Below are 26,039 nucleotides of genomic sequence, written 5' to 3' on the forward strand. Positions count from 1 at the left end.
CTACTCCGTCATTCCGGCAATGCTTTTGAGCCGGAATCCAGGTGTTAGTTTTTACGCTTTTAAGTAAGATCAACAGCAACACCTGGAACCCTGATACAAGCATTCAGGGATGATGAGTGGGTAGGGCAACACCTAGAATCTAGAACCTAGGAACCCAAATCTAATCATCAGCTAGAACCATATAACAGATCTCGGGGATGACGATTGGATAATGATTCTGTATGGCGGCTAAAGAATATATTGAATTTTAGGCATAAAAAACAGCGCAAATTGCGCTGTTTTTTGTTTTAAAGCAAATTCGTTTTGTAGTTATGTAAACTGTAATAAAACGAAACCGCGTTAAAAAATTAGTTGCTAGATATTGTTCCAGCGCCGCCGCCTGAGCCGCCACCGAAGCCTGGGCCACCTGGAGCTGGAGCTGCACCAAATGCACCGCCGCCAGCAGTTTGTGCATCTTCAAGATTGGCTGCAACAATAGCAGGGTCAATCCCGTTAGCAATCGCAATAGCTAAGATGTCATCAGAGCTCAAACCTGCAGCAACAGCAGCTTTTAATGCTTCGATTATCAATGCTTCATCGCCATTAGCGGCAACAAGAGAACTAGCTAATTGTGTTGCAGCATCTGAAACAGGAGTATTTTGAGTACTAGCGGTTAAAGTATCTTCAGCCATAACACCGGCAGACATGCCCGAAGTCAATAATGCTGAAACCAATAACAGGGTTAATTTACTTTTGCGCATTATTTATTCTGCCTCGATATTTGTTGAATGACTAAAGTTATTCAGTTGCAATGCACTGATCCATGTACTTGTTGCGTTAGCGGGGATAATTGTACTGAAATTTCGTACAGCATACAATCCATTACCTTGTAAACCATCGATATTCATGAGTGAAAAATGTTCACCTATAACGACCGATTCTACCTGTGGTGCGATGATTTTAATGCCAATACCATGACAAATTTGAATCACCGTTTGAACAAAAAAGCGTGTGTCAGATTGAGCTATGTCACGCACATAGCTAGGATCAATCTTAATGTAATCAATGTTTAAGTTTCTGATGTAGCAAAATGAGCTCAAGCTAGAGCCAAAACGTTCAATGGCAATATCAATATCTAATTGTTTCGCTCGGCTAATAAACTTCTCTGTCGATTCAAGCGAAAGCATTGCACCAGACTCGTTAAATTCATACAAAAGTGGTGGAAGGGTTCTATGCAATTTTTGGTATAAATCAAACAACCAATCGGTAAACACTGGGTTATGCAGCGCACGGTTGCTAATGTTAATCGCCACACGCGTGTGTTCAATGTGTTGCAGCTTATAAAAAATAAAACACACAACAGCTTGTTCAAGATCTTGCAACAAGCCCAATCTTTCAGCCATGGCAAACACGTCTAAAGTCGATAAATTTTCTCCCGCTATTTTAAAGCGAACAAACGACTCAACATATAAAATCGATTGATTATCATCTACTACAGGCTGGAGCATTAAATCGAATAATTTATCTAACGGAATACACTTAATGGCAAAATCTTTGCTGCTAGAGTGGTTAATTTCGTTTTTGAAATACTCAGTAAACTGAGTCAAAATTCCAACCCATTCTTCACGTGAATGATTCTTTTGCATCCCCTGAGCAGAAACGAGCCCCTTGGCCTTATCTGCATATTGATTATGAACAAGCTGATTATCTAAACGCATAACGACATCAGCAAAGTCTTCTTGATGGTTTACGCGTGTGAGGCTATGTTTTGCAAAGCCATTACCAAAACGTGATGAGCTTTCAATCAAAATACTCTCAGCAATGTGCTCATCGACTTCTTTGGCTTCATCTTCAGTAAGTGAACTCAAAAAGGCAAATTCAGACCCAGAAATACGGTATAAGGTCGACTCTTGTAAACTGTTTATCTGCTTACTAAAAAGCTGTGCTCCAGATAAAATATAGTCATCACCACTGCCATAACCTTCATCGTCATTCACCTGCTTTAAAGAGGTCATCGACAGCAAGCCTAAATAAAATCGGTTTCCGTGTTGTTCATATTCAGCTTGGATTGACTCAAACTTTTTTAACAATGCTCGGCGATTTGGCAACCCAGTATGCGAGTCAATGTAAACCTCACGCGACAAGGTTTCTGCCAATTGAGTTTGTTCGTTAAATGATCGTTGAATATTCTCAATCATACGATTTATCGCATTAACTAAAGTACGTAATTCAGTGGTAAAGGGCTTAATAGGATTAAGCTCAAAGCGTTTTTGAATCACCGACTCAGCTTGCTTCTCAATACTATTAAGAGGGGTTAACACCGACTTTAAAATGAAGTAAGCACACAATAGGGCTATAACAAGTTGAAATAACGTTGAAGTTAAATTACTAACCGCATGATCCCATAAACTTTTATATGACGTTCCCGCATGCGATTGCACTTCCAGTTTACCGGCAATACGCCAGCCGTCACTCACTTCACTGGTCATTACAGGAGGATGCAGCGTAAACCAACTGATAAACCATTCTGGTACAGCAAAGTTACCTTGAGGGTTGGTGCGTTCAAATAATACTTTGCCATCAAGATCGGTAAATGTAATGTGTTGATAATAGCCAGAATCGAAAATAGCATTGGTCATTGTTTCTGCAATTACCAGGCCTTCTTCATCCATATAAGGTGATATCGATAATCCTAAACTATGTGCAGCACCTTGTGCATGAGATGCCAACTGCTCATTTAAATAGCCACGCATATTCGATACGTTATTGTATAACGCAGCGCCAAAGCTAAAAATCGATAAACAGCCTATTAGGAGATACAACTGTACTCGTAACGACATTCCTTTAGAAAACATGGTTTGCTCCAGATCCTTTGTAACGATTATTCGCCATTTTCAATTCGATTGATTAAATCAGTCCAATTTTTAGTGCCACCGCTAGTTGGCTTATTACTGCCTAACCCTTGCGCTTTTGCTAACCACAACCCTTGGCCATTAAATGAATAAACAGGCTTTAAATCTCGGCGTTGGCTAGCAGGTAAAATTTGTGTTTTTAAGTTGTCTAACACCAAGGGCATTGCCTTTGGGTTTTCAAAGTAAATTAACACCATGTGGGGTTCATTTATCAATAAAGCACGCACATACATCAAGCGCATCTTACTTTCATCAACCCCCATGGCCTTTAATGTAAAATACTTAAAGATGGCAAAGTCTTCACAATCACCACCTTTACTGCCTAATGATTCAAGTGGAGTCGCCCAATAATCACTTTTTTGCCAATGATCATTATCGCTTACAAAACGGATACGCCTGTTAGCAAACTGGTTGGCTAAATGTAAACGATCCATGTCACTAAGCGTACTTCCTTCAGAGATGGTATCTCGCCAATCACTAAAATCTTCTAGCCTGTCTTCACCATAACGTTGTTGAATTTGTTTAAAGAAATCGTCGGTAAACAAATCGTCACTTATGGTTGCCCAACACACAGCAGAAAACACCACAGACATTACTAGCCAATGGCGATATTTATCCATGCCAAACACAGCAAACTTAATACGTTAATTCCTACTAATCATGTGAGCAAATTTAGCTAAGTGTAATAAAGATACATAAATGGCAGTAATAATTATACACATCATAATCTAGTTAATGTCAAAACGACAATAAAATGACGTATTACATAAATTTATATAACGCGTCCAGAAAACTGCATCAGCATAGCGTAAAAATTCAACAAGTGCATTTAGTCTTATTTTTAACCAAAAAGCAATTAGGCGGATGGTTTTTTTGACCGTGTCAATTTGTTGGCACGTAACTTGATTAACCCGAGGGGTGAAAAGGACTATTTCAACATAAATGTTGTACTGAACAGTCTAATTAAGCGGCTAACAAACCTAGTCACTTCGATAGTCAACATAGAGTAATAAAATTAATAATGATATTTAATAGTTATTAAACAGTGTTCTAGTTTTAGTTTTACTAGTTATGTAGGTGATAAAGGGTTTCACTTATACCGCCTCAGCAGAGTGTCAGACTATGACGTTACATTGCACTAAAAAGGTGCGAATTATTAGGTTTTGCGGCTAAGTGGTGCGTCATAAATTTGTAGGCTAGTTAAGAATGTTGCTAATAAGCATTAACATCATGTTGCAAGTAAACACAGATTAGTTTGAAACGATGCCAGTCAAGCATATGCTCAAAAAGTAGCTATTGACGAAAAATACGGGTAAAGAATGCACAGATTGACGAAAAAATGACGTTTAATTAAATTAGTCAAAAAAACTGTCATTAACTTACGGTATACATTATAATCCCGGCGAATTAGAGGAACGAAGATAAAACGAATAGTAGAGAAGGAATTGTAAATAAGGCATGAGGCCACAAATAACTATTGTTGAGCTTAAAATCAGAAGATTTTGCTTCGTTAGCTTATTTCCAACGTGAACTCATATCATTACTATTTTCCGCTACATCCCAGCCTATCACTTCGGGTTAGTGGTTTTGTGCTAACTACCTGTTAGATAGGGTAAAACTGATTTTACTTAATAATGTCTAAGTACTTAAGTCAAAAATCAGTAAGTAGTGCTAAAAAGCATCTACCAAGGGACCTTCTACTGCTTCGTTCTGAAGCGTTAAACCTCAAAAAACAGACAATTTGAAACGCGTCATAGCAATCTGGAAGCTGTAATCTAGTGGCGGTAGCGTGTCTTTTTTAGCTGGAAATCTGCCTATTGAGATTGATAAGATAAAATATAATCTTATTAATCAATAGTATAAGTTTCGCCCTATAAGCGGTGTTATCACTAGATTAATCAACAATGTTATTACTAGATTCATAAACGGTGTCTTACTAGATAATCAACTTCGCCAATGCTAGAACCATGAATAGTATCTCGTTAGATTAATTAACAGTATCACTATAAGATTTATAAACACCGTTATTAATAGATTTATAAAGGCCGTCATTACTAGATTCACAAACGTTGTCATTATTAGATCCATAAGCGCCGTCATTCCCAAGATCTGTTATTGGGAATCCAGCTGTAGATGTTTGCTTTAGCACTCTCCTGACCAATCATCGCAAATACCGATATGTAAGCTTAAAAAGCTACCAATAAAAATTATTCAAGATCACCAGGAAGTTTATCTAAATGAAAATAGCCATTGCAGGAACAGGTTATGTCGGTTTATCTAACGCTATGCTATTGGCACAACATAATCAGGTTGTAGCGGTAGACATAATAGAACAAAAAATTGCCTTACTTAATGACAAAATATCACCGATTGCCGATACAGAAATTGAAGACTTTCTAGCAAATAAAAAGCTAAATTTTACTGCGACGTTAGATAAAGCGTTAGCATATAAAGATGCAAGTTTTGTCATTATCGCGACACCCACAGATTATGATCCAGCGACAAACTATTTTAATACCTCATCGGTAGAGTCAGTCATAAGAGATGTAATCAGCATAAACCCAAGTGCAGTGATGATCATTAAGTCGACTGTGCCAGTGGGCTATACCGAACGCATCAAGCAAGAATTTTCTTGTGACAATATTATATTTTCACCAGAATTTTTACGCGAAGGCAAGGCACTCCACGACAACTTGTATCCATCAAGGATTATTGTTGGCGAACAAAGTGAGCGCGCTCAAATCTTTGCTAACTTGTTAGTACAGGGTGCAATTAAGCAAGACATCGAGGTTTTGTTTACTCACTCAACCGAAGCCGAAGCCGTTAAGTTGTTTTCAAATACCTATCTAGCATTGCGAGTGGCTTACTTTAACGAGTTAGACACTTATGCAGAAGCACACGGCCTCAACAGTAAACAAATTATCGATGGAGTCTGCTTGGACCCACGAATAGGCAATCACTATAATAATCCTTCATTCGGTTATGGTGGATATTGTTTACCAAAAGACACCAAGCAATTACGTGCAAACTATGCCGATGTTCCTAATAATTTAATTGGCGCAATTGTTGATTCAAATACTACCCGTAAAGACTTTATTGCCGAATCAATTTTAAAACGTAACCCTAAAGTTGTTGGTATTTACCGCCTAATCATGAAGTCCGGCTCAGACAACTTCAGATCATCAAGTATTCAAGGGATAATGAAACGCATAAAAGCCAAAGGCGTTGAAGTGATCATTTTTGAGCCTGTCATGGAGCAAGATGAATTCTTTAACTCAAAGGTATATAAAAATCTCGAGCAGTTCAAAATAGATGCAGATATTATTATATCAAACCGTCAGTCAGAAGAGCTGATTGATGTAATTGAAAAATTATATACCAGAGATTTATTTGGTAATGACTGATTCTAATAAGGGCTAATTTTGGGGCTTTATAAAAGTATATTGAAAAGTATGAGCAGTAAATATGCTGTTTATATATCAAATGTAATAACACTAATGGTGTTAGCTCGTTATTTTACGCCAGATGTGTTTGGCTTAGTTGCAATGGTTAATGTTTTTTACATATTCTTTCAATTTCTGAGTGAAGGTGGTGTCGGCCCGGCAATTATTAATTGTAATAAATTAACTAAGAATGAAAGAGATGGAATATTTAGTATAACTCTTATTATGGGATGTGTTTTGTCTCTGATATTATATTTTTCATCTTCATTGATATCAATATTATATAACAATGAAGAGATAAAAGACTTAATACCTTTTGTTGTAGTAAGTACATTTTTCTTTTCAATAACTGTCTTACCGAATGCATTTTTGCTTAGGGAACAAAGATATTATGTTATTGCATTTTCAAATATTCTATCTGAACTTACGGGGTTAGCTCTTACATTAATATTGATTAATTTTTTTGAACCAAAATATGCTTTAGTTAGTCGATTAGTGTGTATACCAATAGTAAATTTTATTTGTATTTATTTTTCATCAAGAAAAACTGAATTTGGTAGACCTAATGTAGGATATAACTTGCTTGCAATTAAACCATTCTTGTCTTTTTCTATTTTTCAATATGGATATAATATAGTTAATTTTTTTACAAGAAATATAGACAGCATAATAGTTGCTAGAGTCTTAGGTATTACGTCAATTGGATTATACGATAGAGCTTATCAATTGATGCGTTATCCATTAATGTTGCTAACTTTTGCGATGACACCAGCCATTCAGCCTACTTTAAGAGATAAGATAAATGATATTGAAGCTGTAGAATCTTTACATTTTAAATTTACACTTCAATTAACCGCGCTTGGTATCGCTGCATCAATTTTCGTTTTTTTCAGTGCTCAATATATAGTTTATTATGTTCTTGGTGAGCAATGGCTGGATGTTATACCTCTTATTAAGATCCTATCATTAGCCATTCCCATTCAATGTGTGCTTTCAACTAGCGCTAGTTTTTATCAAGCTTTCTCAAAAGTAACATTGTTATTTGCTAATGGTTTGTTTACTTCTTTCTTAATGATTTTTTCTGCAGCACTCATTATGGAGTTTAAAAGCATTACATTAATGTGTTGGTTAGTAGTTGCTGTATATCATATATCATTCATTCAATGTTACTACTTGATGTATAAGTATATATTTAAGAAAAGTAGTATTAAATATATTGTAAGTATATTGTCTCCTATTCTAGTTATTTTATTATTTGTTTATTATATGAGTGATGCCGCATGATAGTTTTCTCAATAAATCCTCAAAAATCAAGCACGTTAGGTGGGGTGGAGTCCTTGATCCGTCAGTTACACGGTCTAGATAATATAACTGAATTTTATGAGTTTTATGAGCATGAAAGGAATGCCGATCTTTTAAGTTATAATTTAAATGTAAAGTATATTAAATTCGGTTATGACAGGTTAAGTTTAAAAAACAAAATATTAACTAAACTTAGGTTAGCATATCTATTAAATAGTTATGCTAGGCCTGATTTTATTTTTATATATCATCCTAATGATATATTGTATATACCATTGTGGATACTAAAAAAAACCAAAGTCGTACTAGTACAAACAAATAAGTTTAACGTGTTTTTTAAAGGTGTTTCTAAATTTGTTATGAGGTTTTATTATAAATCTATATGGGCATTCACTGTTTATACTGAGAAGGATAAAGAGGTGCTTTTAAGTTTATATCCATCGCTTAATAATATTGTCAAGGTTATTCCTCGAGGTTGCAAGTTAGAAACATCAACATCACCTGTAGCAATGAGTAAGAAACTTGTAACGATTTGTCGTATTGATAATCATCAAAAAAATTTCAAAGCTATGAATTTAATATTGAAAGACTTACCATCAGATTATAATCTTGATATTTATGGTGATGGTACAATAGACGAAATATCAAATTTAAAATTTATAATTGGAAATAACAAAAAAATTAGATTCATGGGACCAACAAATGATGTTAAAACGGTATTGAGAAAATACTCATTATTTATTATGACATCTAACTATGAAGGGTTTGGTCAATCACTAATTGAGGCAAGAAGCCAAGGGTTACCAATTGTCGCATATAATACTTTTGATGCATTGAGTTGGATTGTTGATGATGGGATAAATGGTTATTGTATAGATCCTAATGATAAAAATGACTTTATAGATAAAATATGTAGTTTAACCAATGATACTAATATTTTTAACAAAACGTCAAAAAATGCGTTAAATAAAGCTAAGGAAACTGAGGCTAGTGCGATTAAAGAGATGTGGGAGTGTTTGATCAATGATTAAATATTCAGTTATAGTACCTTATTATAATACGCAGTCTTATGTGAAAAATATTATCAATTGGTATGATAGAATTGCGGAAACCAGAAATGACGTTGAGTTAATATTAGTTGATGATGGTTCAACAATAAATTTAAATGCATTCGAATTTCTACACGATGGTATACAAGTCTATAGCAAGATTAACGGTGGCGTTTCAAGTGCCAGGAATTATGGTATTTCTAAAGCTATTGGTGAGTTTATATTATTTCTAGATTCTGATGATGTTTATCATGATGAAATCTTTACTATTTTAGATGACTTTATAGTTAGTGTTGATTCGAAGTTAGATGTAGTTGTTTTTTCATATGAAAAAGTTTTTGATAATAAAGTTATAAAAGTAATAAATCCGAATGGAAAGTATCTTAATTCAGAGTTGTTAGCCTCATTTTTTTGTAAAAAAATAAAACCTCATATTTGCTCTATTTTATTTAGAAGAACTATGATTTTAGATAATTTTTTACTTTTTACAGAAGGCGTAAGTCATAGTGAGGATTTAAGTTTTATTGCTAGAAGCTTTTCAGTTTCAAAAAAATCATTTTCTATATCTGATGTGCTTTTTAAATATAATTTCAGAGGTGGATCAGCAATAAACTCACCAGTCAGTATTAAATCTTTAAGTCATTTTAAGTCTTTTGATGAAATTTTAAGAGTTGAAATTGATGAACATATGAGTTCGAGTAAGGAATTCTATGTATCATTATGCTACATAAATATTGTTAAATTTGTATTGATATTTGGTGTGGAGTCTCTACATATATGGGACTTGATTTATTCTAAGAGAGAATATATTAATTTTAATGTTTTTTCAAATCCTAAACTAATACTTAATAAGCTTACTTATATAGTATTTTTTGTAGATTTTTTATTTTTACTTCCATTCAATTTTATGTATAGAATTGTTAGGTTTAAATTGAAAAGGCGACAAGTTGAATAAAGTACTATTTTATTTTTTTTGTTTTTTAATTCCATTTGAAAATACTGTTTTGGGCTTGTTAGGAGGAGCTTTCACAAAGTCTGCCGGGATTGTTTTTATACCATACTTCACTGTTTTACTTGCTTTGTTTTTTATAAGAAATCCTAGGTCTTATGAGATAAGATTTATATCTGTTTATTTTGTTTTCTGTGTCTATTCATTTTGTACTTATTTCTTGTATATCCAATATGATCAATTTTTTGTTTTTGATAGAGGTCTTAGATTTCTTCTTCTTAGTTTACCACCATGTATAATTTTTTTGTATGCCTTAAGGCAGGATCTAGATGTTATAAAGTATGGTGTTTTTATCTGTTTCTCAGTAGTAATTTTTTCATATGTAATTAATGTTGTTGCTCCTGACATTATTAATTCTAAATCTATAATACAAAGTACTGCTGCATTCTCTAGCGACCGATATCGTGGTTTTACTTTAGAGGCTAGTACTTTTGGGTTTCAATTAGTGCTATCTTCACTTTTAGTGTTGATTTATATAAAGAAAAATCCTTTGTATTTCCCTATTTTGATTGCTGCTTGTATATCCACTACATCAAAAGGAGCGTTAATCTGTTTATTGATTTCTTGCAGTTGCTATTACTTTATCGGCAATAAAAGTAAATTAAAGTATCCTCTTTTAATATTCTCTCTAATTATTGGATATTTTATTTTTATTGAGTTTTTATTACCAAGTTTTGCAAATGATATTGCCAAATATACAACGGTTACCACTCGTGGTTCCGTTATGCTTCTTTCAATCGTAACTATGTTTCACAATCCGTTGGGGACAGGTTTTTTTGGATATTTGCCTGCATTTTACTCTTACGGTGAAGAGACTATTTCTTTGTACGTATTATTATCACCATTTAATAATAATTTTAGCGAAGTTATAAATTATTTTATTGTCGGTGAAACAGAAAGTGTAGGAACAAAATCTTTCTTATTCGATTGGATTATTTTTATGGGGTTACCATTTTTTATTGGTTATCTTTATATTAATTATTTTATGTTGATTAATTTTTACAGGTCTAGTTTATTTATTGAATTCATTACTACACTTTTTCTATTTTTGTCTCTTAGTGCTTTTGTGCCAATTGAAACTAGATACATAGCACCTTTTGCATATGCAATTCTTTTTTCGCGAATAATTTTTAAAGGTAAAGGTAATGTCCAACATTAATGTTTTAAATATATCTGAAACTACTAAAGGTGGAATTGAGACCTTTATGAATTCTCTTCGTACATCTGAATTTGTGAATAATGAATTTTTATTGCCAGATTATGATTTTTCAATATATAAATATACCAGAAGCAATAAGCGTTTCAATAATTTGATTCATTTGATAATTATTTTATATAAGTTAGACTTTAAAAAATATAAATTTATTTTTTTACACTCAACATTTGCTGGTTTATTAAGGCCTATATTATATCTTTTTAGTTTTTTTTATGATTTTAAGGTTGTTTATTGTAGTCATGGTTGGTCTTGGGATATGAGTGAGAAAGGTATACTTTCAAAGTACATATATGTTTTTGTAGAATATGTTTTATCCTTTTTTTGTCATGGTGTTGTTTGTGTTTCAAACCATGACTATTTTTCTGCCAATAAATATAACCTTCGTAATTTAAAAGTTATTCAGAATGGTGTTAGAGACACTCAGCTTAAAAATATAGATAAACATAGTTCTTTCACAGCAAATTTTTTATTTGTAGGTAGGTTAGATCGACAAAAAGGTCTTTTCGAATTTTTAAATTCAATAAATCAAGTCAACATTCCATATGAAATAAATCTGAAAGTTATCGGTATGCCGGTTGTTGATGATATACATAAGTTTGAATTTTTAAAGTCAAATAAATTTAAAAATATTAACGTTGAGTTTTTAGGTTGGGTTGATAATGCTGATTTAGACTCTTATTACTTTGAAAGTGATGTTACTATTATTCCATCACTATATGAAGCATTTGGTTTAGTTGTTATTGAATCAATACGTAACTCAACTCCTGTATTAGTTTCAAATAAGGGGGCTTTACCATTAATTGTAACTGATGAAATAGGTTGGGTTTATGATATAGATAATTTAAAAAGTCTCGAAGATTCTTTGTGTAGTATAAACAAGGAGTCCGTTCTTAAACGAAGTTCAACGTGTAGAGATGTATTTTCTAGATTATATCATCAAGATATTATGAATAAAGATTACTTTTTATACTTTAAATCAATTGCGGCTTAGTTGTTTTTAATATAGGTTTTTATAATGGATAATCCTTCCAAGTTTCAATTTGTTGGTTCTCCTTCAAGTTTTTTATTACGAATTATTGACATGTCATTAGTTGTTTTTGCATTACTTGTAGTAATGCAAGGCTATCATGTCGAATTTAGTAAAGATTATTTATTGGTCGTTGCTGCTGTTCTACTTTTGTTTAGTTATATAAGTGAATTGTTTGGTCTATATCGATCTTGGCGTTTAGGTAAATTTTCTCATATGTGCCGACTATTATTTGCTGTAGTCACTGTTTGTTTTTTGATCACCTTTACTGCGCTTTTCTTTTTTAAGTATGCGGCGTTATATTCTCGTGTGGTTATGATTGGTTGGTTCTCTTTATCAGTTTTTTTACTACTCAGTTGGCGTTTATGTGTTCGAGAAATAAAGTTGATCCGACGTTCAAAAGGGTTGAGTATTGAGAATGTTGCTATTGTTGGCCTTACTGAAACAGGAATGCTTCTGTATGATGAAATATTAAAGCATAATGAGTTAGGTTTTAATTGTATAGGTTTTTTTGATGACCGTGATGCTAACAGAATAGATAATTTAGATACCCAATTAATTCAAGGATCAATTAGCCAAGCCATTGATTTAGCTAAAAGTGGTAATATTAAAAAATTATATGTTTGTTTGCCTATGCTAGCAGAAAAGCGTATTGCCGATATTATTCAACAGCTGGGTAACTCGACTATTGACGTATTAATTACTCCTGATTTTTTAATGAAAAACTTAATGCATGCTCGCATTGGTAATGTTGGGGAAGTTGATACTATAAGTGTGTTTGAATCTCCTGTTAATGGGACTAAACGTTTTTATAAACGAACCTTTGATATTCTTTTTAGCCTATGCGCGATTATCGCTATTTCTCCTGTATTAATTGCCGTTTCGATAGCGGTTTATCTATCTTCTCCAGGAGCCATTTTGTTTAAACAAGATCGTTATGGTTTAGATGGCAGAAAAATTAAGGTTTGGAAATTCCGCTCAATGACGGTAACTGAAAATGCCGACAAGGTTACCCAGGCACATAAAGGTGATGCTCGTATTACTAATGTAGGCGCATTTATTCGCAGAACGTCCTTGGATGAATTACCGCAGTTTTTTAATGTGCTCAAAGGTGACATGTCTGTAGTAGGCCCAAGACCACACGCCGTTGCTCATAATGAGGAATACAGAAATTTAGTAAGCTATTACATGTTACGCCATAAGGTATTACCTGGTATTACTGGTTGGGCGCAAGTCAATGGTTGGCGTGGTGAGACTGATACCTTAGATAAAATGGAAAAACGAATTGAATTCGATCTTGCTTACATTCGTAATTGGTCACTTTGGTGGGATGTTAAGATTGTCTTTTTGACACTTTTTAAAGGTTTTGTCGGTAAAAACGTTTATTAATGTTATGGCAATACTTTTCACTTTAAAAACTAAAAAATTTAATCTTGGATTTGATCGTTAGAACATTACGAAGTAGCTGAGATTTCTAATCAAAAATTTATTTAATATTAAAAACGAAAATGAAAATCATCATATGAAGCATTCATTTTCAAAATTAAAAATATTTACTTTATAAGGATATTTGTCATGAACAGACCGTTAAAATTAAGCTGTATTGCTACCGTCATTAGTTCAATCTTACTGGTTAATTCAGCCTTTTCTGCAGAGCAAAATGCTGGAATGATCCAAACTGAATCGGGAATTGATTTTATTCCAGGTTTAAATTCTGGATTTAAATACGATGATAACATTACCAGTGCTAGCGTTTCTGCGGATAAACTAGATAGTTGGGTATTAACAGTGACTCCAGGGTTACTAGCACAGTTACTTGATGGCAACAATGTATATACGCTTGAGGCTGGTTTTGAGTACGGTGACTATTTCAATAGTAGTGATGATAATTATTTAGATGCTTTATTGAAAGCCAAATCAGAGATCGAATTTAATCAGTCTAATCGAGCACAGTTTGAAGCTTTTTATGTATCGGGTCATGAGGATCGTGGTAGTGGCATTTTTGAAGGTACTAGTGGTGGCTTACAAGATGAAGCTAACACTTTTGATATATTAAATTTAGGTGGGTTTTATGAGTACGGAGCGAAATCAACACCTGCAAGGGTTAGAATTAATGCGAACTATTACAGTAAAGAATACACTAATTTTGAAACAGTAACTCAATATCGTAATTTTGCTAATACAACTTTTGGTAGTACTTTTTATTATGATTCTCAGGTCGATACTAGCTTTTTCATTGACTTACAAAGTGTAGATACCGCTTATGATGAGAACGATCCAACTGGCGACCGTGATAGCCAGACTAATACCGCAAGATTAGGTGTTGAATGGGAGGCCACTGCTGCTACAGAAGGTAGCATTAAGATAGGTTACCAACAGAAAAATTTTGATAACGATGCTCGAGAGGATTTTAGTGGTCTATCTTGGGATGCCAAAATTACTTGGAAGCCACTGACTTATTCAACCTTTGATTTGACCACCGGCCGAGCAAGTAAAGATCCTAATGGTGCCGGTGACTTCATCCAGGCAACAAATTACGGATTTAAATGGAATCATGAGTGGAGCAAGTTATTCACTTCTATAATTGGTTTTAATCAAATACGTGATACCTACACGGGTATTGATCGTGAGGATAAAACACAAGTTTATCAGTTCGGTTTGAATTATAATGCTACCCGTTGGTTGACACTAAAAAGTGGTGTAATGATCAATCAAGTTGATTCGACTGATAGCCAATATGCATTCGATAGAAATGTGTACTTTATTAATGCCGAAATGACCTTATAGGAAGCCCATGAAGTATTTTTTAACCTTTTTGATTCAATGCTTCGCTGCATTAATCATATTCACAACAACATCTATTGCCGCTGAAATACAAAGTTATCGTTTAGGTGCTGGTGATACCATTGTTATTAAAGTGTATGGCGAGGATGCTTTAACGTTAGAAACCCAAATCACTAACAGTGGCACGATTAATTATCCATTTTTAGGCTCATTAACTTTAATTGGTTTAACCATTAAAGAGGTTGAGCAAATAGTCTATCGCGGCTTAAAAGGTGATTATTTTGTTGAGCCTAATGTGTTTGTGGGTATGGTCGAGTATCGTCCTTTTTATATTCATGGCGAAGTTAAACAACCCGGAGGCTATCCATATCAGCCGGGGATGACAGTCAATCAAGCAGTTGCTTTAGCTGGGGGATTTACCGAACGAGCGTCGCAAGAAAAAATCGCTATATCGCGTGAAGGTAGTAAAGTTGACTCTGAGCGCGGCACTATCAATAGCTTAATTCAGGCTGGTGATACCATTACTATTGAGCAGAGATTTTTTTAATGAGTTTTATAGATAGACGTAATAGTCAACCAGTATCGGGTTTTAACTCAAATACACAACAACATACACCAAATTTTATGCAAATTGATCAATTAAATGATGCTCGTAAATTATTGTTACCACTATTAAGATACAAGTGGCGTATTTTAGTTTTTGCTTTGCTCGTAACAGCGTTAACAGTATTTGTTGTATTGAATATGACTCCTATTTATAGCACCAAATCAACAATGTTAATTGAGGCTACTCAAGCGCAAGCTATTAAAATTGACGAAGTGTATGGGATTAATTCAACTCAACAGGAATATTACTTAACTCAATTCGAAATTATTAAATCACGTAGCATTGCTGAGAGGGTATTTAATGAATTAGATTTAGTTAATCATCCAAACTTTAATCAGCCTCTAAGTTGGTTTTCTAAGTTTAAATCACAATTTAATTTTATTCCAGATGAGATCAAGGATAATCCTCAAGTAAACTTAGACATTGAAAAACATAAAATGATCGATGATTTTGTGAATGGAATAAGTGTTTACCCGGTAAGGAGCACACAGTTAGTTAATATTAGTTATGAGAGCTCTGATCCAGAATTAGCGGCGAAGGTTGCTAATGCTATAGGTGATGCTTACATTTTAAGTCAGCTTGAAGCTAAGCTCGGCATGACGCAAAAAGTCAATGTGTGGTTAGGCGGTCGTTTAGAAGATTTACGTTTGAAGTTAGATCAATCTGAACATAAGTTAGAGCAGTTTCGTACCGAAAATGGTCTGATTGACGTAGAAGGTGTGACTGCATTAGATGCCAAAGAACTCGAACGTTTAAGTGATGAAATTACTGTTGCAAGATCGCGCAAAGCTCAAGCTGATAGTTTTATGGCGGTGGTTAAGCGTTACGGTGCCACAGATATCAGTCGCTTAGAAAGTCTACCAGAGGTCACATCCCATCAATCAATTCAAAACGTCAAACGTGAAGTCGTCCTAGTTGAACGAAAAGTGTCAGAACTTGAACAAGTGTATGGTCCTAAACATCCTAAAATGATAGCTGCTCAAGCAGAACTTAATACGGTGCAGCAAAATTTACGCAAACAAATTAGTCGTTTAGTACAAGGCATTGAGGATGAGGCGCAAACTGCAGAGCAAACACTGCAGGCATTAGAAGCCCAGTTTAGTAAAGCAAAGGGCGCTTTTCAAAATTTAAGCACTAAAGATACTGATTATCAGCGTTTACTTCGTGAAGTAGATACTAATAGACAGTTATTTGATACTTTTTTAGCTCGTCAAAAAGAAACCGCTGTTACCGGTGATTTTGATTCGCCTGTGGCACGTTTTACCGACCGTGCAGTAGTTCCTTTATTTCCTGAAAAACCTAAAAAGAAAATCATCATTATCATGGCGTTTTTTGCCAGTTTAGGTTTTGCCATGGTACTAGTATTGGTGCTGGATGCATTAAACGACACTATTAAAACCAGTGATGATGTTGAAAAACTCTTATCACAACGAGCCTTGGGCTATGTACCGAAAGCGAAAAAAGGTACTAGTTACGAAGAGGTTAACTTTGCTTTTTATGATGCGAGTTTACCTTTACATGCTGAAGCGGTTAGAACGATTCGAACATCGATGTCATTAATGGCCATGGGCAGTAAACTTGCTACGATTGAAGTGACCTCGTCAAATCCAAATGAAGGTAAAACCACTACCTCAATGAATATCGCTTTTGCTTATGCCACCATGGAAAAAGTGCTAATAATTGATGCTGATTTACGTAAGTCTAGCTTAGGTATGCGCTTTGGGTTACCCACCTATCAGCCAGGGCTTGCTAATGTGTTATCGGGTACCGACAGTATACAGCACTGTATTGTAAAAGATGTTAAGCCTAATGTGGATGTGATGCCAGCGGGTGCTGTGCCATTAAATCCACAAGAGTTATTGGCATCAGCTCAGTTTGCTGAACTACTTACCGAGCTTAAAACTCAGTACGGTAAAATCATTATCGATACCCCGCCGGTTCATGCGGTTAGTGATGCGTTAATTATCACGTCCTTGTGCGATGCCACAGTATTGGTTGTTAAAGCCGGTCATACCCGTAGCGAAGCCATTAAGTTAACCTTAGCTAAATTGAATCAAGCCCGCAGTAAAGTGTTTGGTGTGGTGTTAAATCAATTTAATACTAAAGATGCACAACGTTATCAGGGTGATTATGGCTACTATCAAGCTTATGGTGCAGACTATTCCATAAAGGATAATAGCCAATCAGGCAAGGACAGCACTAAGGCATGATAGATTTACATTGCCACATATTGCCGAATATCGACGATGGGGCGAGGTCAATTGACGAGGCCCTTGGTTTGGTAGCATTAGCCGTCGAGCAAGGGGTAACTCGTATGGTGGCAACCCCTCATATTCATTTAGGGACTTTTGACAATAACTTGCAAACGATCCATTCCGCTTATGGTGTGTTGTCGGATGCATTAGCATTAACTGATCTTAATATCGAAGTTTGCGTGGCTGCAGAAGTGCGCATTACTCCCGAGATTTTGCAGTTTATTGAACAACAGCAACTGCCTTTTTTAGGCCGTCACCAGAAAAAAGATGTGTTGCTGCTTGAGCTGCCTAGCAGCCATATTCCACCGGGTACCGATAAACTGATCCAGTGGTTACTTGCCCACGATGTATTGCCAATGATCGCTCATCCTGAGCGAAACAGAGAGTTGCAAGCACATCCGGATCGGATTATGCCTTTTGTAAAGGCTGGGTGTTTGCTGCAATTAACCGCCGCATCTCTGATTGGTGATATGGGGCCTAGCCCACAGCAATTGAGTGAATATCTGCTTAAACGCAAGTTGTATTCGATTGTTGCATCCGATTGTCATTCGTTAAATCGTCGCCCGCCTAAGTTAGCCTTAGCTTATGATGCCATACGTCAGTTAGTTGATGAGGACTATGCTTATTCGATGACGACAGCAATGCCGGATAGTATTTCCAGTCCATTATTTGAACAGGCGAGGTAGTAAATGAGTAAGATGACCTGGTCTGCAAGACGTGTGACATACGCACTCATTATTTTAGTTTTATTGGGTTTATTGCCCATTTTGTTGCAGAAAGGTTTGGCCAATGCCTACTATTTTAAATCACGTTTTTACGTTGATCAGTGGCAAAGTGGCAATACACCGACATCACTACAATATTCGAATGCGTTATTGGCTGCCGACTATGCGGTTAAAATTGATGATCAGAATCCGCATTATTTGCTCACGCTAGTGAAAGTGATGGAGTGGGGCGCTTTTTCACAATTAGTTACCCCCAATAATGAGGTTTTTAATCAGCTTTACCGCGATGCGATTAATCAACGACCAACATGGCCAAATGCTTATAGCGATTATGCCTATAATCTAGCCTTTATTCAGCATGACTTAGCAGCAGCTTGGCCTTATTTACAACAGGCACTCCACTATGGCCCCTATACACCAGAAGTGTTACATCAAATATTAGCGATAGGGTTTGCTCATTGGTCATCTTTAACGGCGACGCAAAAACAGTTGGTGTTTAGCACTGCAAAAATTGCTGCAATGGCTAATTGGACTATGCGCAATGATTTAAAAATGCTCGCCTTACAATATCAATTAACGCCGACTATATGTACCTACTTCAAGTACTTACCTGTGGATGTTAACCAAAATGATATTACATGGATTGAAAAGGATATGTGCCGGTAATGGATGATCGTATACGTAGTTCTCAGTCTTTTGGGGTGTTTGATCGCGTGATGATATTGGCAATATGCGCATTGATTGTGTGGATGCCAATTCCGTTAGGCAGTAATCGTATTTGGGCCTTAGCCATTTTAGAGTTTGTTATCGTAGTACTTGCGATTAGCCATGTGGTGTACTGTTTTAAACATAATGCACTCTTATTACGATATCGTTGGCAAAAACATTTACTGATCCCAACCGGAATAATGCTGGCCTATTTGTGTTTGCAGATCTTGAATTGGATCCCCGCTATTAATACGGTTGATGCTTATCAAACTGCTCAGCAATTATTAAAAACATTCTGTTATAGCCTGTTTATTCTGTTATTAACTCAATACTTTCAACATGCTCGAGCGCTTCGTTGGTTATTGATTGCGATTATCGTTTCAGGTTGCTTGCAAGCATTTTATGGTACCTTGATTCATTTATTACAACTCGATGTATCGCCTATATTTGGTTACCACGACGGCGATAGAGCAAGAGGTTCGTTTGTTTATCAAAATCACTTTGCTAATTATTTGGCGTTATGTCTTTCTATCGCGTTTGGTTGGCTGCTATCTGAATTAAAGACCACTAAAAATGATCATGACGTCAGAGACATCATCGTTGGGTTATTGTCGACATTATTCAGCCGTAAACTTATTTTACGTTTAGCCATCATCATCATGGTGATTGGGTTAATTTTAAGTCGCTCACGCATGGGCAATGCCGGATTTTTTACCGCCTTGGGCCTTGTGTCTTTATTGTCGATGTTTATTTACCGTCGTCCACCCACCTTGTTTAAGCCTCTAGTGGTGAGTATTTTTATTCTCGATTTGTTGATTGTCGGTTCAATTTTTGGCGTTGATAAGCTCAAGCAGCGTTTAGACGATACTTCATTTGCGTCAGAAACTCGTGATGAGGTGGTGATTGATAGTATTCCAATTATTGAAGAGCATTTGTTCACCGGCACAGGTGGCGGCAGTTTTTATACCGTATTTCCACAATACCAGCCGCAGTTCTATTCTGGCTTTTATGATCATGCCCACAATGAATATATACAATTTGTAGTGGAGTACGGCGTGGTGATGACAGCTATTTTAGGGTTATGGGTGTTGTATGCATTTTGGTTGGCGTGCCGAACCATGTATTTACGCAACAATAAACTTTATAAAGGTGTCGCTTTTGGTTGTGCAATGGCTATTGTGCATATGCTACTGCATATTTCTGTTGATTTTAATCTTCAGTCTCCTTCCAATACCTTACTCTTTTTAACCATCTTAAGCTTGTGCTGGTTAGTGCGTTATTTGCCTTCAGATACGCCAAGGTCTCAAGCCATGCCTAATGTATTTTAGTTTTATTCTTGTTATTTACTTTTAAATTTCAGTTTTACTTTTCACTTTTAATCACTTTAGTCTTAGCGTCAGCTAAATAAGGATATTTATGAAAGTTGTTATTCCCGTTGCTGGTTTAGGTACTCGTATGTTACCAGCGACTAAGGCCATCCCGAAAGAGATGTTGCCATTGGTAGATAAACCATTGATTCAATATATTGTTGATGAATGTGTGAGCGCAGGGATTAAAGAAATTGTATTGGTGACTCATGCCAGTAAAAACGCCATTGAAAACCATTTTGATAAATCTTATGAACTTGAATCTACCTTAGAGAAACGTGTTAAGCGTCAGTTATTACACGAAGTACAGGCTATTTGCCCTAAAAACGTCACCATCATGCATGTTCGCCAAGGCGAAGCTAAAGGGCTAGGGCATGCTATTTTATGTGCTAAGCCGTGTATTGGTGATAATCCTTTTGCGGTTGTGTTACCTGACGTAATTTTAGATTCGTATTCTGCTGATCAACGCACCGAAAACTTAGCGTCAATGTTAATTCGTTATCGTGAATCTCATGCCAGTCAAATTATGGTTGCGCCAGTTCCGGATGACCAAGTTAATAAGTATGGTATTGCCGATTGTCACGGTGAAACGATTAATCCAGGTGACTCGACTAAAATATTTAATATGGTCGAAAAGCCAGAGATTGGAAAAGCACCTTCTAACCTAGCAGTTGTTGGTCGTTATGTGTTGTCAGAAAAGATTTGGGATCTTCTGGCTAAAACCTTACCGGGTGCCGGTGATGAAATTCAATTAACTGATGCTATTGATATGCTGATTGAATCTGACACGGTTGAAGCCTTCAATATGACTGGTAAGTCACACGATTGTGGTGACAAGTTGGGCTACATGAAAGCGTTTGTTGAATACGGCTTACGTGACCCTAAACTAGGTAGTGATTTTACTAAAGAAATTACATTATTGTTAAATCATTATAAGTGATTAATTATAAAACTCACCATATGCTTATTTTAATAAGCATATGGTTTATTTGGATTTTAAATGTAATATGTCTATTTTCATTTTGATATTTAATTTACTTAGTATAACATCGGTCATATTGATTTAAAGGTCAAATATAATGAAAGAAAGGTTTTTAGTATTAGATTCATTTAGAGGTTTGTGTGCTCTTTCTGTTGTATTTTTTCACACACGTTTGGTTGGTTCATTTACAGAGCTTGATTTTTTTAGAGGTAGTGCAATATTTGTAGAATTCTTTTTTGTATTAAGTGGTTTTGTATTAGCGCATGGTTATGGGTTTAAACCTGAAATAAAATTTGCTCACTTTATGAGAGCAAGATTTTTTAGGATCTACCCATTACACTTATTTATGCTGATTGTATTCATTATTATTGAAGTTGGAAAGTTACTTGCTTATAATTTTGGTGGGTTTATATTTACAAATATGCCCTTTACAAATGCGGCCTCTATTGAAGAGTTAGTGCCAAATTTATTACTTTTACAATCATGGATATGGTCTGCTAACCACCTGTCGTTTAATTATCCATCTTGGAGTATAAGTATTGAGTTTTACCTGTATGTATTTCTTTTTTTATCAGTATCAATCTTTAAATTTAAACGTGTGTACTCTTGGTTTTTTATTTTTTTATTATCTCTTTTGTGTATTAATTTGGATGTCAAAATTTTAACACCTCAGGCTTTTAGCGGTCTATTTTGCTTTTTTGGTGGTGCTTTTACATATTTTGTTTATAAAAAAACATTAAACCATAAACCATCATATCTTCTTGGAAGTATAATGGAACTCTCTTTGTTAGCTTGTGTTTTTTTTATTACCCAATCAAAGATTGACAATCGTGAAACATTAGCTCCATTACTGTTTTTATTTACCGTGCTTTTATTCTCATTCGAGTCAGGTTTTTTTTCAAGAATATTAAAGGCTAATTTTTTTCAATTTATTGGTAAGTTATCTTATTCTATCTATATGACTCATGCTGCACTATTGTTTTGTTTTATTTCAGTTGCCATGGTTGCTCAGAAATTAACAGGAGAAAAGTTAGCACCTATGATTGACAATGTTAGGTTTTTAACATTTGGTTCAGGTTTTATCAACAATATAATCTCAATTATTATATTAGCTATGGTTGTAACTGTATCAATATTTACATATAAATATATAGAAGTTCCAGGGCAACTATTTAATAATAAAAAATCAAATAGATAATAGTAAGGTTGTAGCTATTATTAAATACTTAATAGTAATAACACAACATATTCAATATTTATGTTCAAGTATTTTTACAGTCAATAATGCTTGAGAGTAATAGGCTTGTTTTGATAATTTTAGAGAATCGTTATGAGTAAAAAAAGATTGTTAGAGTTAGACGCTTTAAGGGGTATCGCAGCAATTGCAGTGGTTTTTTTTCATTATTTTCATCACTACAATAACATATATGGACACAGTAATGTTATTACTGACTGGTCTTACTATGGGCAGTTCGGTGTGCAGCTTTTTTTTATGGTTAGTGGTTTTGTTATTTTTTGGACCATTAATCGGACAGAAAAACCTTTAGATTTTATTATATCTCGTATATCTCGACTGTATCCTGCTTATTGGTTTGCTGTTTTTTTAACTTTCTCTGTCGTAGCAATTTTTTCATTACCGGGACGTGAAGTTACATTTGTTGATGCAGTTTTTAATCTTCTTATGTTCCAGGAATATTTAAAAGTACCCAATGTAGATGGTGTTTATTGGACTTTAACTGTTGAACTGACATTTTATTTTTGGATCTTTTTATTGTACTTATCTTCTACTTTAAAACACGTAGAGAAAATCTTCTCGTTTATAATTTTGATTAGTATTTTTAACTCATTAGGTTTTTATACACTTCCATCATCAATTTATGTTATTTTTTTACTTAAACATTTGTCTTTTTTTCTAGCTGGAATTTGTTTTTATAAACTATCTAGTGTAAATCCAAGTAAGTCTACTTATTTCTATCTTTTATTCTCATTGGCTTCAACATTATTTACTTATTCTATAGGTTTTTGTTTTTTGTTTATTTGTTTTTATATTATATTTTATTGTGCTCTATTTGGTTATTTGAAGTTTTTGTCATTGAGACCATTAGTTTTTTTAGGAAGTATATCTTATTCACTATACTTAATTCATCAGAATATTGGGTATGTAATAATCAATAAATTTTATTCCCAAGGTTTAAATCCTTACGTCGGTATAGTATGTGCTATTTTCATTAGTCTGATTATTGCAAGTCTAATGGCGAGACTGATAGAAGTGCCAGCTATGCGTTATATTCGTAATAAATATAAGTCAAGTTTACGGTTGCAGCGCTTAGGTGGATGGAATAAGTCATGTGAATAATTTATGGATATAATTATTCAAACCAATGAGGAATATATACGATTCGTTAAGATGATGACAATTCTGGCCCCCAAAAGTAAAAACTTCAGACCCAGGTCTTTGTCTACTTTGCTTTGTATTCGGTAACAGCTCTTATTAAATCAACGCCTTACCTTTTAGCAGTTTACGCAGCCACATTCTATTGGGGCTAAGCAAAGCTTGTAGCTCTAGGCTTAGTGGTGATAGCTCGCCGCAGAGGTTTGCTGCTAAGCATTCGGCTACGAGTGGGCCTGAGCTTAGGCCGCGTGAGCCGAGTCCTCCTAATACATATAACCCGTCATAAATTGGTGCTGGTGTTGTTTGCCAGTAACGTTGCCATAGGCTGGGCTTGTCTTTCGATTGCTGCTGCACGGCATATCGGGTAAATAACGCTTCAACATCAGGTACGCAGCCCATTACTGGGAAATGATCGCGACTGACCATCCTTACGCCAACTCTGGCATCGTTGTTTGAAACATCAATATCATTAGGCCAGTTTGAATTGGGAAAGCTTTGTTGCATTTTTAGACTGTTTTCATGTTGTTCTAATGGGCAAAAATCTAAGTGCTTAGGATCTTTGACATAGCTTGCTCCAACGCAATGAAGTTGATTGTGTTGTGGCGTAAGATAACCATTAGCGCAGATAACAGTATTGAGTTGTGCCAATTCACCTTGTGGAGGAACATGGCTCACTTGGCCTCTAAAACCGGTGATTTGTAGCTGTTTTGTTTGCTTGTAGCGAGTCAGTTCAGCACCTGATGCAATGACGACCTGGTCGTGCCTTGCTATAAGGGTGTTATTTTCGCCACTAAGCAGTTGCCAGCCAGATGGATGTGATTCCAGTGAGCTAATGTCACTATTATAGATAACGCGAACCTTGGCTAATGATTGTGCTTTGATAATGCTAGCTTGTGCGAATTCAAACGGGCAGGCCCAGCCACCTAATGGATAATAAAAGCCCGACTTATCGATATCCACTTTGGCCAGTTGTGTCGCTTGGCTCGGGTTTACCTTAAAAGCAATTTCAGTTGGCCATGCTTGACCATCAATGATTTTATCTAATCTTGTTTGGCTACGCTGATCAAAGCCTGTGTGCAAAACACCACACCAGTCATGACTAATATTAAATCCATTATCCGCTAAAGCCTGAATTCTTCGTCGGCTGTATAGAAAGGCTTGTTGAAAAAACTGACTTAGTGGGCCATTTTCTGGCGTTAATAAAGGATAAATAGCGCCTTGTTTGTTGCCCGAGGCGCCTTGTCCTAATGTGTCGTCTTTACAATAAATGACCACTTCTTTACCACGTTCAGCTAAAGATAGGGCAAGACTTGCTGAAGCAATGCCGCCACCTATAATAGCGATAGGACTGCCGTCGCGAGAAGGTAAAGGAGGTATGGGGTTATAAGCAAATTGCTGGCGGGTTTGTTGTCTCAGTGCCTGACGTTCTGCGATAGCTATGTCATCATTTTCTTGCGATGATGTGGCAGTTAAAAAACCACAACGTGATAATTGCTCATTAATGGATAGCGCAACATCGTCATGACTTGTACTGGCAAAAAATGTTGCATTATCAGTACTAATGCGTCCACATTGCCAAAGCAGTTGCTGATTAAAATAATGATCCGAATAAGTCTCTAGGCTCGTATGGGGTAGGGCAAACCAATGTGTTATCCTTTGTTTATTCGGCGTAGCGATAGTTTTAACTTGCTCCAGTGGCGAACCTTGATATAGGTCAATCGTCACTTGGCTTTGCAGAAGACTTAGGCGTTGGCAACCTTCGATTGCAGCTATTTCACAATCGAGCAAAGCTTGAGCAAAAGGGCATAATGGATTATGTGTATTTAGTAGCCCTTGTTGTTGCCATTGATGTTCGATTTGCTTGCGGTTTATGGCGATGGGTTCAAATACACTAATATGAACTCGTTTGTGGACCTGTTTTAAGTCGTTTTGCAGGTTTACCTGTTGTAAGGCTGCTAATAGCAGTATGATTTCATGACCATTACCAAAACCAAATTGACCTAGCGTTAATAATTCACGCTGATTGCGGTTAGATTTTGCATCATAGTCACTGGTTTGCAATACAGTACTGATATAGTGGTTAACTTGTTGTGAATATCGACTGTTTTGATTGACGTTGTCGCCTAACAATTCACAGATTGGTAATGTGTGTAAGTTGTTAGATGTAGATAACAAAGTAGTTTTATTCAAAATATTTTACTCAGAGCCGATAAGTTGGCATTATTTTACCTGCGTTTATGGAAAGCTGACCACTTAATTGCGTTAAAGCAGCTATGATTGCC

20 protein-coding genes are annotated in these 26,039 nt (G+C 35.4%); 16 read left to right on the plus strand and 4 right to left on the minus strand.

The features are described from left to right. Positions 1 to 347: 347 nt before the first annotated feature. The 3 genes from GW828_RS11615 to GW828_RS11625 are packed head-to-tail and all read right to left on the minus strand — an operon-like array spanning position 348 to position 3,511. Positions 348 to 740: a hypothetical protein gene (locus tag GW828_RS11615; RefSeq protein ID WP_124016185.1), complete on the minus strand. Its 393-nt coding sequence runs from the start codon at positions 738 to 740 to the stop codon at positions 348 to 350. 3 nt (positions 741 to 743) lie between these two features. Next, positions 744 to 2,834: a bifunctional diguanylate cyclase/phosphodiesterase gene (locus GW828_RS11620; RefSeq protein ID WP_273059957.1), complete on the minus strand. Its 2,091-nt coding sequence runs from the start codon at positions 2,832 to 2,834 to the stop codon at positions 744 to 746. A 26-nt stretch (positions 2,835 to 2,860) separates the two neighbouring features. Further along, positions 2,861 to 3,511: a transglutaminase-like cysteine peptidase gene (locus GW828_RS11625; protein WP_273059959.1), complete on the minus strand. Its 651-nt coding sequence runs from the start codon at positions 3,509 to 3,511 to the stop codon at positions 2,861 to 2,863. A gap of 1,617 nt (positions 3,512 to 5,128) precedes the next feature. Here GW828_RS11625 and GW828_RS11630 point away from each other — a divergent pair. The 16 genes from GW828_RS11630 (at position 5,129) to GW828_RS11705 (ending at position 23,721) form a co-directional block, all read left to right on the plus strand. Continuing rightward, positions 5,129 to 6,295, plus strand: a complete 1,167-nt coding sequence (locus tag GW828_RS11630) for a nucleotide sugar dehydrogenase (RefSeq protein WP_273059961.1) — start codon at positions 5,129 to 5,131, stop codon at positions 6,293 to 6,295. A 39-nt stretch (positions 6,296 to 6,334) separates the two neighbouring features. Beyond that, complete coding sequence (locus GW828_RS11635) at positions 6,335 to 7,618, plus strand: oligosaccharide flippase family protein (protein WP_273059994.1); 1,284 nt, start codon at positions 6,335 to 6,337, stop codon at positions 7,616 to 7,618. After that, complete coding sequence (locus tag GW828_RS11640) at positions 7,615 to 8,667, plus strand: glycosyltransferase (protein WP_273059963.1); 1,053 nt, start codon at positions 7,615 to 7,617, stop codon at positions 8,665 to 8,667. The genes GW828_RS11635 and GW828_RS11640 overlap by 4 nt, the downstream gene beginning before the upstream one ends. Continuing rightward, positions 8,660 to 9,640 (plus strand): glycosyltransferase family 2 protein, encoded by a 981-nt coding sequence (locus GW828_RS11645; RefSeq protein WP_273059965.1) that lies wholly within the window; start codon positions 8,660 to 8,662, stop codon positions 9,638 to 9,640. The genes GW828_RS11640 and GW828_RS11645 overlap by 8 nt, the downstream gene beginning before the upstream one ends. Continuing rightward, the gene (locus GW828_RS11650; protein WP_273059966.1) at positions 9,633 to 10,853 is read left to right on the plus strand and encodes a hypothetical protein; all 1,221 of its coding nucleotides are present in this window, start codon (positions 9,633 to 9,635) and stop codon (positions 10,851 to 10,853) included. The genes GW828_RS11645 and GW828_RS11650 overlap by 8 nt, the downstream gene beginning before the upstream one ends. Continuing rightward, a complete protein-coding gene (locus tag GW828_RS11655) occupies positions 10,840 to 11,901 on the plus strand; it encodes a glycosyltransferase (RefSeq protein WP_273059968.1) in 1,062 nt (353 codons plus the stop codon). Before GW828_RS11650 ends, GW828_RS11655 begins: the two co-directional genes overlap by 14 nt. Positions 11,902 to 11,925: 24 nt before the next feature. Beyond that, positions 11,926 to 13,326: an undecaprenyl-phosphate glucose phosphotransferase gene (locus GW828_RS11660; RefSeq protein ID WP_273059970.1), complete on the plus strand. Its 1,401-nt coding sequence runs from the start codon at positions 11,926 to 11,928 to the stop codon at positions 13,324 to 13,326. A gap of 186 nt (positions 13,327 to 13,512) precedes the next feature. Then, the gene (locus tag GW828_RS11665; RefSeq protein WP_273059971.1) at positions 13,513 to 14,724 is read left to right on the plus strand and encodes an outer membrane beta-barrel protein; all 1,212 of its coding nucleotides are present in this window, start codon (positions 13,513 to 13,515) and stop codon (positions 14,722 to 14,724) included. 7 nt (positions 14,725 to 14,731) lie between these two features. Continuing rightward, positions 14,732 to 15,268 carry a polysaccharide biosynthesis/export family protein gene (locus GW828_RS11670; protein WP_273059973.1) on the plus strand — a complete coding sequence of 179 codons (537 nt, stop codon included), beginning with the start codon at positions 14,732 to 14,734 and terminating at the stop codon, positions 15,266 to 15,268. After that, on the plus strand, positions 15,268 to 17,538 hold the full coding sequence (locus tag GW828_RS11675; RefSeq protein ID WP_273059975.1) for a GumC family protein: 2,271 nt from the start codon (positions 15,268 to 15,270) through the stop codon (positions 17,536 to 17,538). Before GW828_RS11670 ends, GW828_RS11675 begins: the two co-directional genes overlap by 1 nt. Next, positions 17,535 to 18,269: a tyrosine-protein phosphatase gene (locus GW828_RS11680; RefSeq protein ID WP_273059977.1), complete on the plus strand. Its 735-nt coding sequence runs from the start codon at positions 17,535 to 17,537 to the stop codon at positions 18,267 to 18,269. Before GW828_RS11675 ends, GW828_RS11680 begins: the two co-directional genes overlap by 4 nt. Positions 18,270 to 18,272: 3 nt before the next feature. Beyond that, the gene (locus tag GW828_RS11685) at positions 18,273 to 18,974 is read left to right on the plus strand and encodes a hypothetical protein (RefSeq protein ID WP_273059979.1); all 702 of its coding nucleotides are present in this window, start codon (positions 18,273 to 18,275) and stop codon (positions 18,972 to 18,974) included. Then, a complete protein-coding gene (locus GW828_RS11690; RefSeq protein ID WP_273059981.1) occupies positions 18,974 to 20,344 on the plus strand; it encodes an O-antigen ligase family protein in 1,371 nt (456 codons plus the stop codon). Before GW828_RS11685 ends, GW828_RS11690 begins: the two co-directional genes overlap by 1 nt. 88 nt (positions 20,345 to 20,432) lie before the next feature. Further along, positions 20,433 to 21,323 (plus strand): UTP--glucose-1-phosphate uridylyltransferase GalU, encoded by an 891-nt coding sequence (gene galU / locus GW828_RS11695; protein ID WP_273059983.1) that lies wholly within the window; start codon positions 20,433 to 20,435, stop codon positions 21,321 to 21,323. A 139-nt stretch (positions 21,324 to 21,462) separates the two neighbouring features. Beyond that, positions 21,463 to 22,563 carry an acyltransferase family protein gene (locus tag GW828_RS11700; protein ID WP_273059985.1) on the plus strand — a complete coding sequence of 367 codons (1,101 nt, stop codon included), beginning with the start codon at positions 21,463 to 21,465 and terminating at the stop codon, positions 22,561 to 22,563. Between the two features lie 132 nt (positions 22,564 to 22,695). Beyond that, on the plus strand, positions 22,696 to 23,721 hold the full coding sequence (locus tag GW828_RS11705; protein ID WP_273059987.1) for an acyltransferase family protein: 1,026 nt from the start codon (positions 22,696 to 22,698) through the stop codon (positions 23,719 to 23,721). Positions 23,722 to 23,856: 135 nt separating this feature from the next. On the opposite strand, the gene mnmC1 is transcribed toward GW828_RS11705, so the two are convergent. After that, positions 23,857 to 25,947: an FAD-dependent 5-carboxymethylaminomethyl-2-thiouridine(34) oxidoreductase MnmC1 gene (mnmC1, locus tag GW828_RS11710; RefSeq protein WP_273059989.1), complete on the minus strand. Its 2,091-nt coding sequence runs from the start codon at positions 25,945 to 25,947 to the stop codon at positions 23,857 to 23,859. Between the last annotated feature and the right edge of the window lie 92 nt (positions 25,948 to 26,039).

Source organism: Shewanella vesiculosa, assembly GCF_009994065.1.
GTDB lineage: Bacteria > Pseudomonadota > Gammaproteobacteria > Enterobacterales > Shewanellaceae > Shewanella > Shewanella vesiculosa.

What these genes read in the sequence shown, in the direction of transcription:
- GW828_RS11630 (WP_273059961.1), top strand. Translation starts at nt 5,129, where the DNA reads ATGAAAATAGCCATTGCAGGAACAGGTTATGTCGGTTTATCTAACGCT.
- GW828_RS11665 (WP_273059971.1), top strand. Translation starts at nt 13,513, where the DNA reads ATGAACAGACCGTTAAAATTAAGCTGTATTGCTACCGTCATTAGTTCA.
- galU (WP_273059983.1), top strand. Translation starts at nt 20,433, where the DNA reads ATGAAAGTTGTTATTCCCGTTGCTGGTTTAGGTACTCGTATGTTACCA.
- GW828_RS11670 (WP_273059973.1), top strand. Translation starts at nt 14,732, where the DNA reads ATGAAGTATTTTTTAACCTTTTTGATTCAATGCTTCGCTGCATTAATC.
- GW828_RS11620 (WP_273059957.1), bottom strand. Translation starts at nt 2,834, where the DNA reads ATGTTTTCTAAAGGAATGTCGTTACGAGTACAGTTGTATCTCCTAATA.
- GW828_RS11645 (WP_273059965.1), top strand. Translation starts at nt 8,660, where the DNA reads ATGATTAAATATTCAGTTATAGTACCTTATTATAATACGCAGTCTTAT.
- GW828_RS11705 (WP_273059987.1), top strand. Translation starts at nt 22,696, where the DNA reads ATGAGTAAAAAAAGATTGTTAGAGTTAGACGCTTTAAGGGGTATCGCA.
- GW828_RS11700 (WP_273059985.1), top strand. Translation starts at nt 21,463, where the DNA reads ATGAAAGAAAGGTTTTTAGTATTAGATTCATTTAGAGGTTTGTGTGCT.
- GW828_RS11640 (WP_273059963.1), top strand. Translation starts at nt 7,615, where the DNA reads ATGATAGTTTTCTCAATAAATCCTCAAAAATCAAGCACGTTAGGTGGG.
- GW828_RS11685 (WP_273059979.1), top strand. Translation starts at nt 18,273, where the DNA reads ATGAGTAAGATGACCTGGTCTGCAAGACGTGTGACATACGCACTCATT.
- GW828_RS11690 (WP_273059981.1), top strand. Translation starts at nt 18,974, where the DNA reads ATGGATGATCGTATACGTAGTTCTCAGTCTTTTGGGGTGTTTGATCGC.
- GW828_RS11675 (WP_273059975.1), top strand. Translation starts at nt 15,268, where the DNA reads ATGAGTTTTATAGATAGACGTAATAGTCAACCAGTATCGGGTTTTAAC.
- GW828_RS11680 (WP_273059977.1), top strand. Translation starts at nt 17,535, where the DNA reads ATGATAGATTTACATTGCCACATATTGCCGAATATCGACGATGGGGCG.
- GW828_RS11655 (WP_273059968.1), top strand. Translation starts at nt 10,840, where the DNA reads ATGTCCAACATTAATGTTTTAAATATATCTGAAACTACTAAAGGTGGA.
- GW828_RS11625 (WP_273059959.1), bottom strand. Translation starts at nt 3,511, where the DNA reads ATGGATAAATATCGCCATTGGCTAGTAATGTCTGTGGTGTTTTCTGCT.
- GW828_RS11615 (WP_124016185.1), bottom strand. Translation starts at nt 740, where the DNA reads ATGCGCAAAAGTAAATTAACCCTGTTATTGGTTTCAGCATTATTGACT.
- GW828_RS11660 (WP_273059970.1), top strand. Translation starts at nt 11,926, where the DNA reads ATGGATAATCCTTCCAAGTTTCAATTTGTTGGTTCTCCTTCAAGTTTT.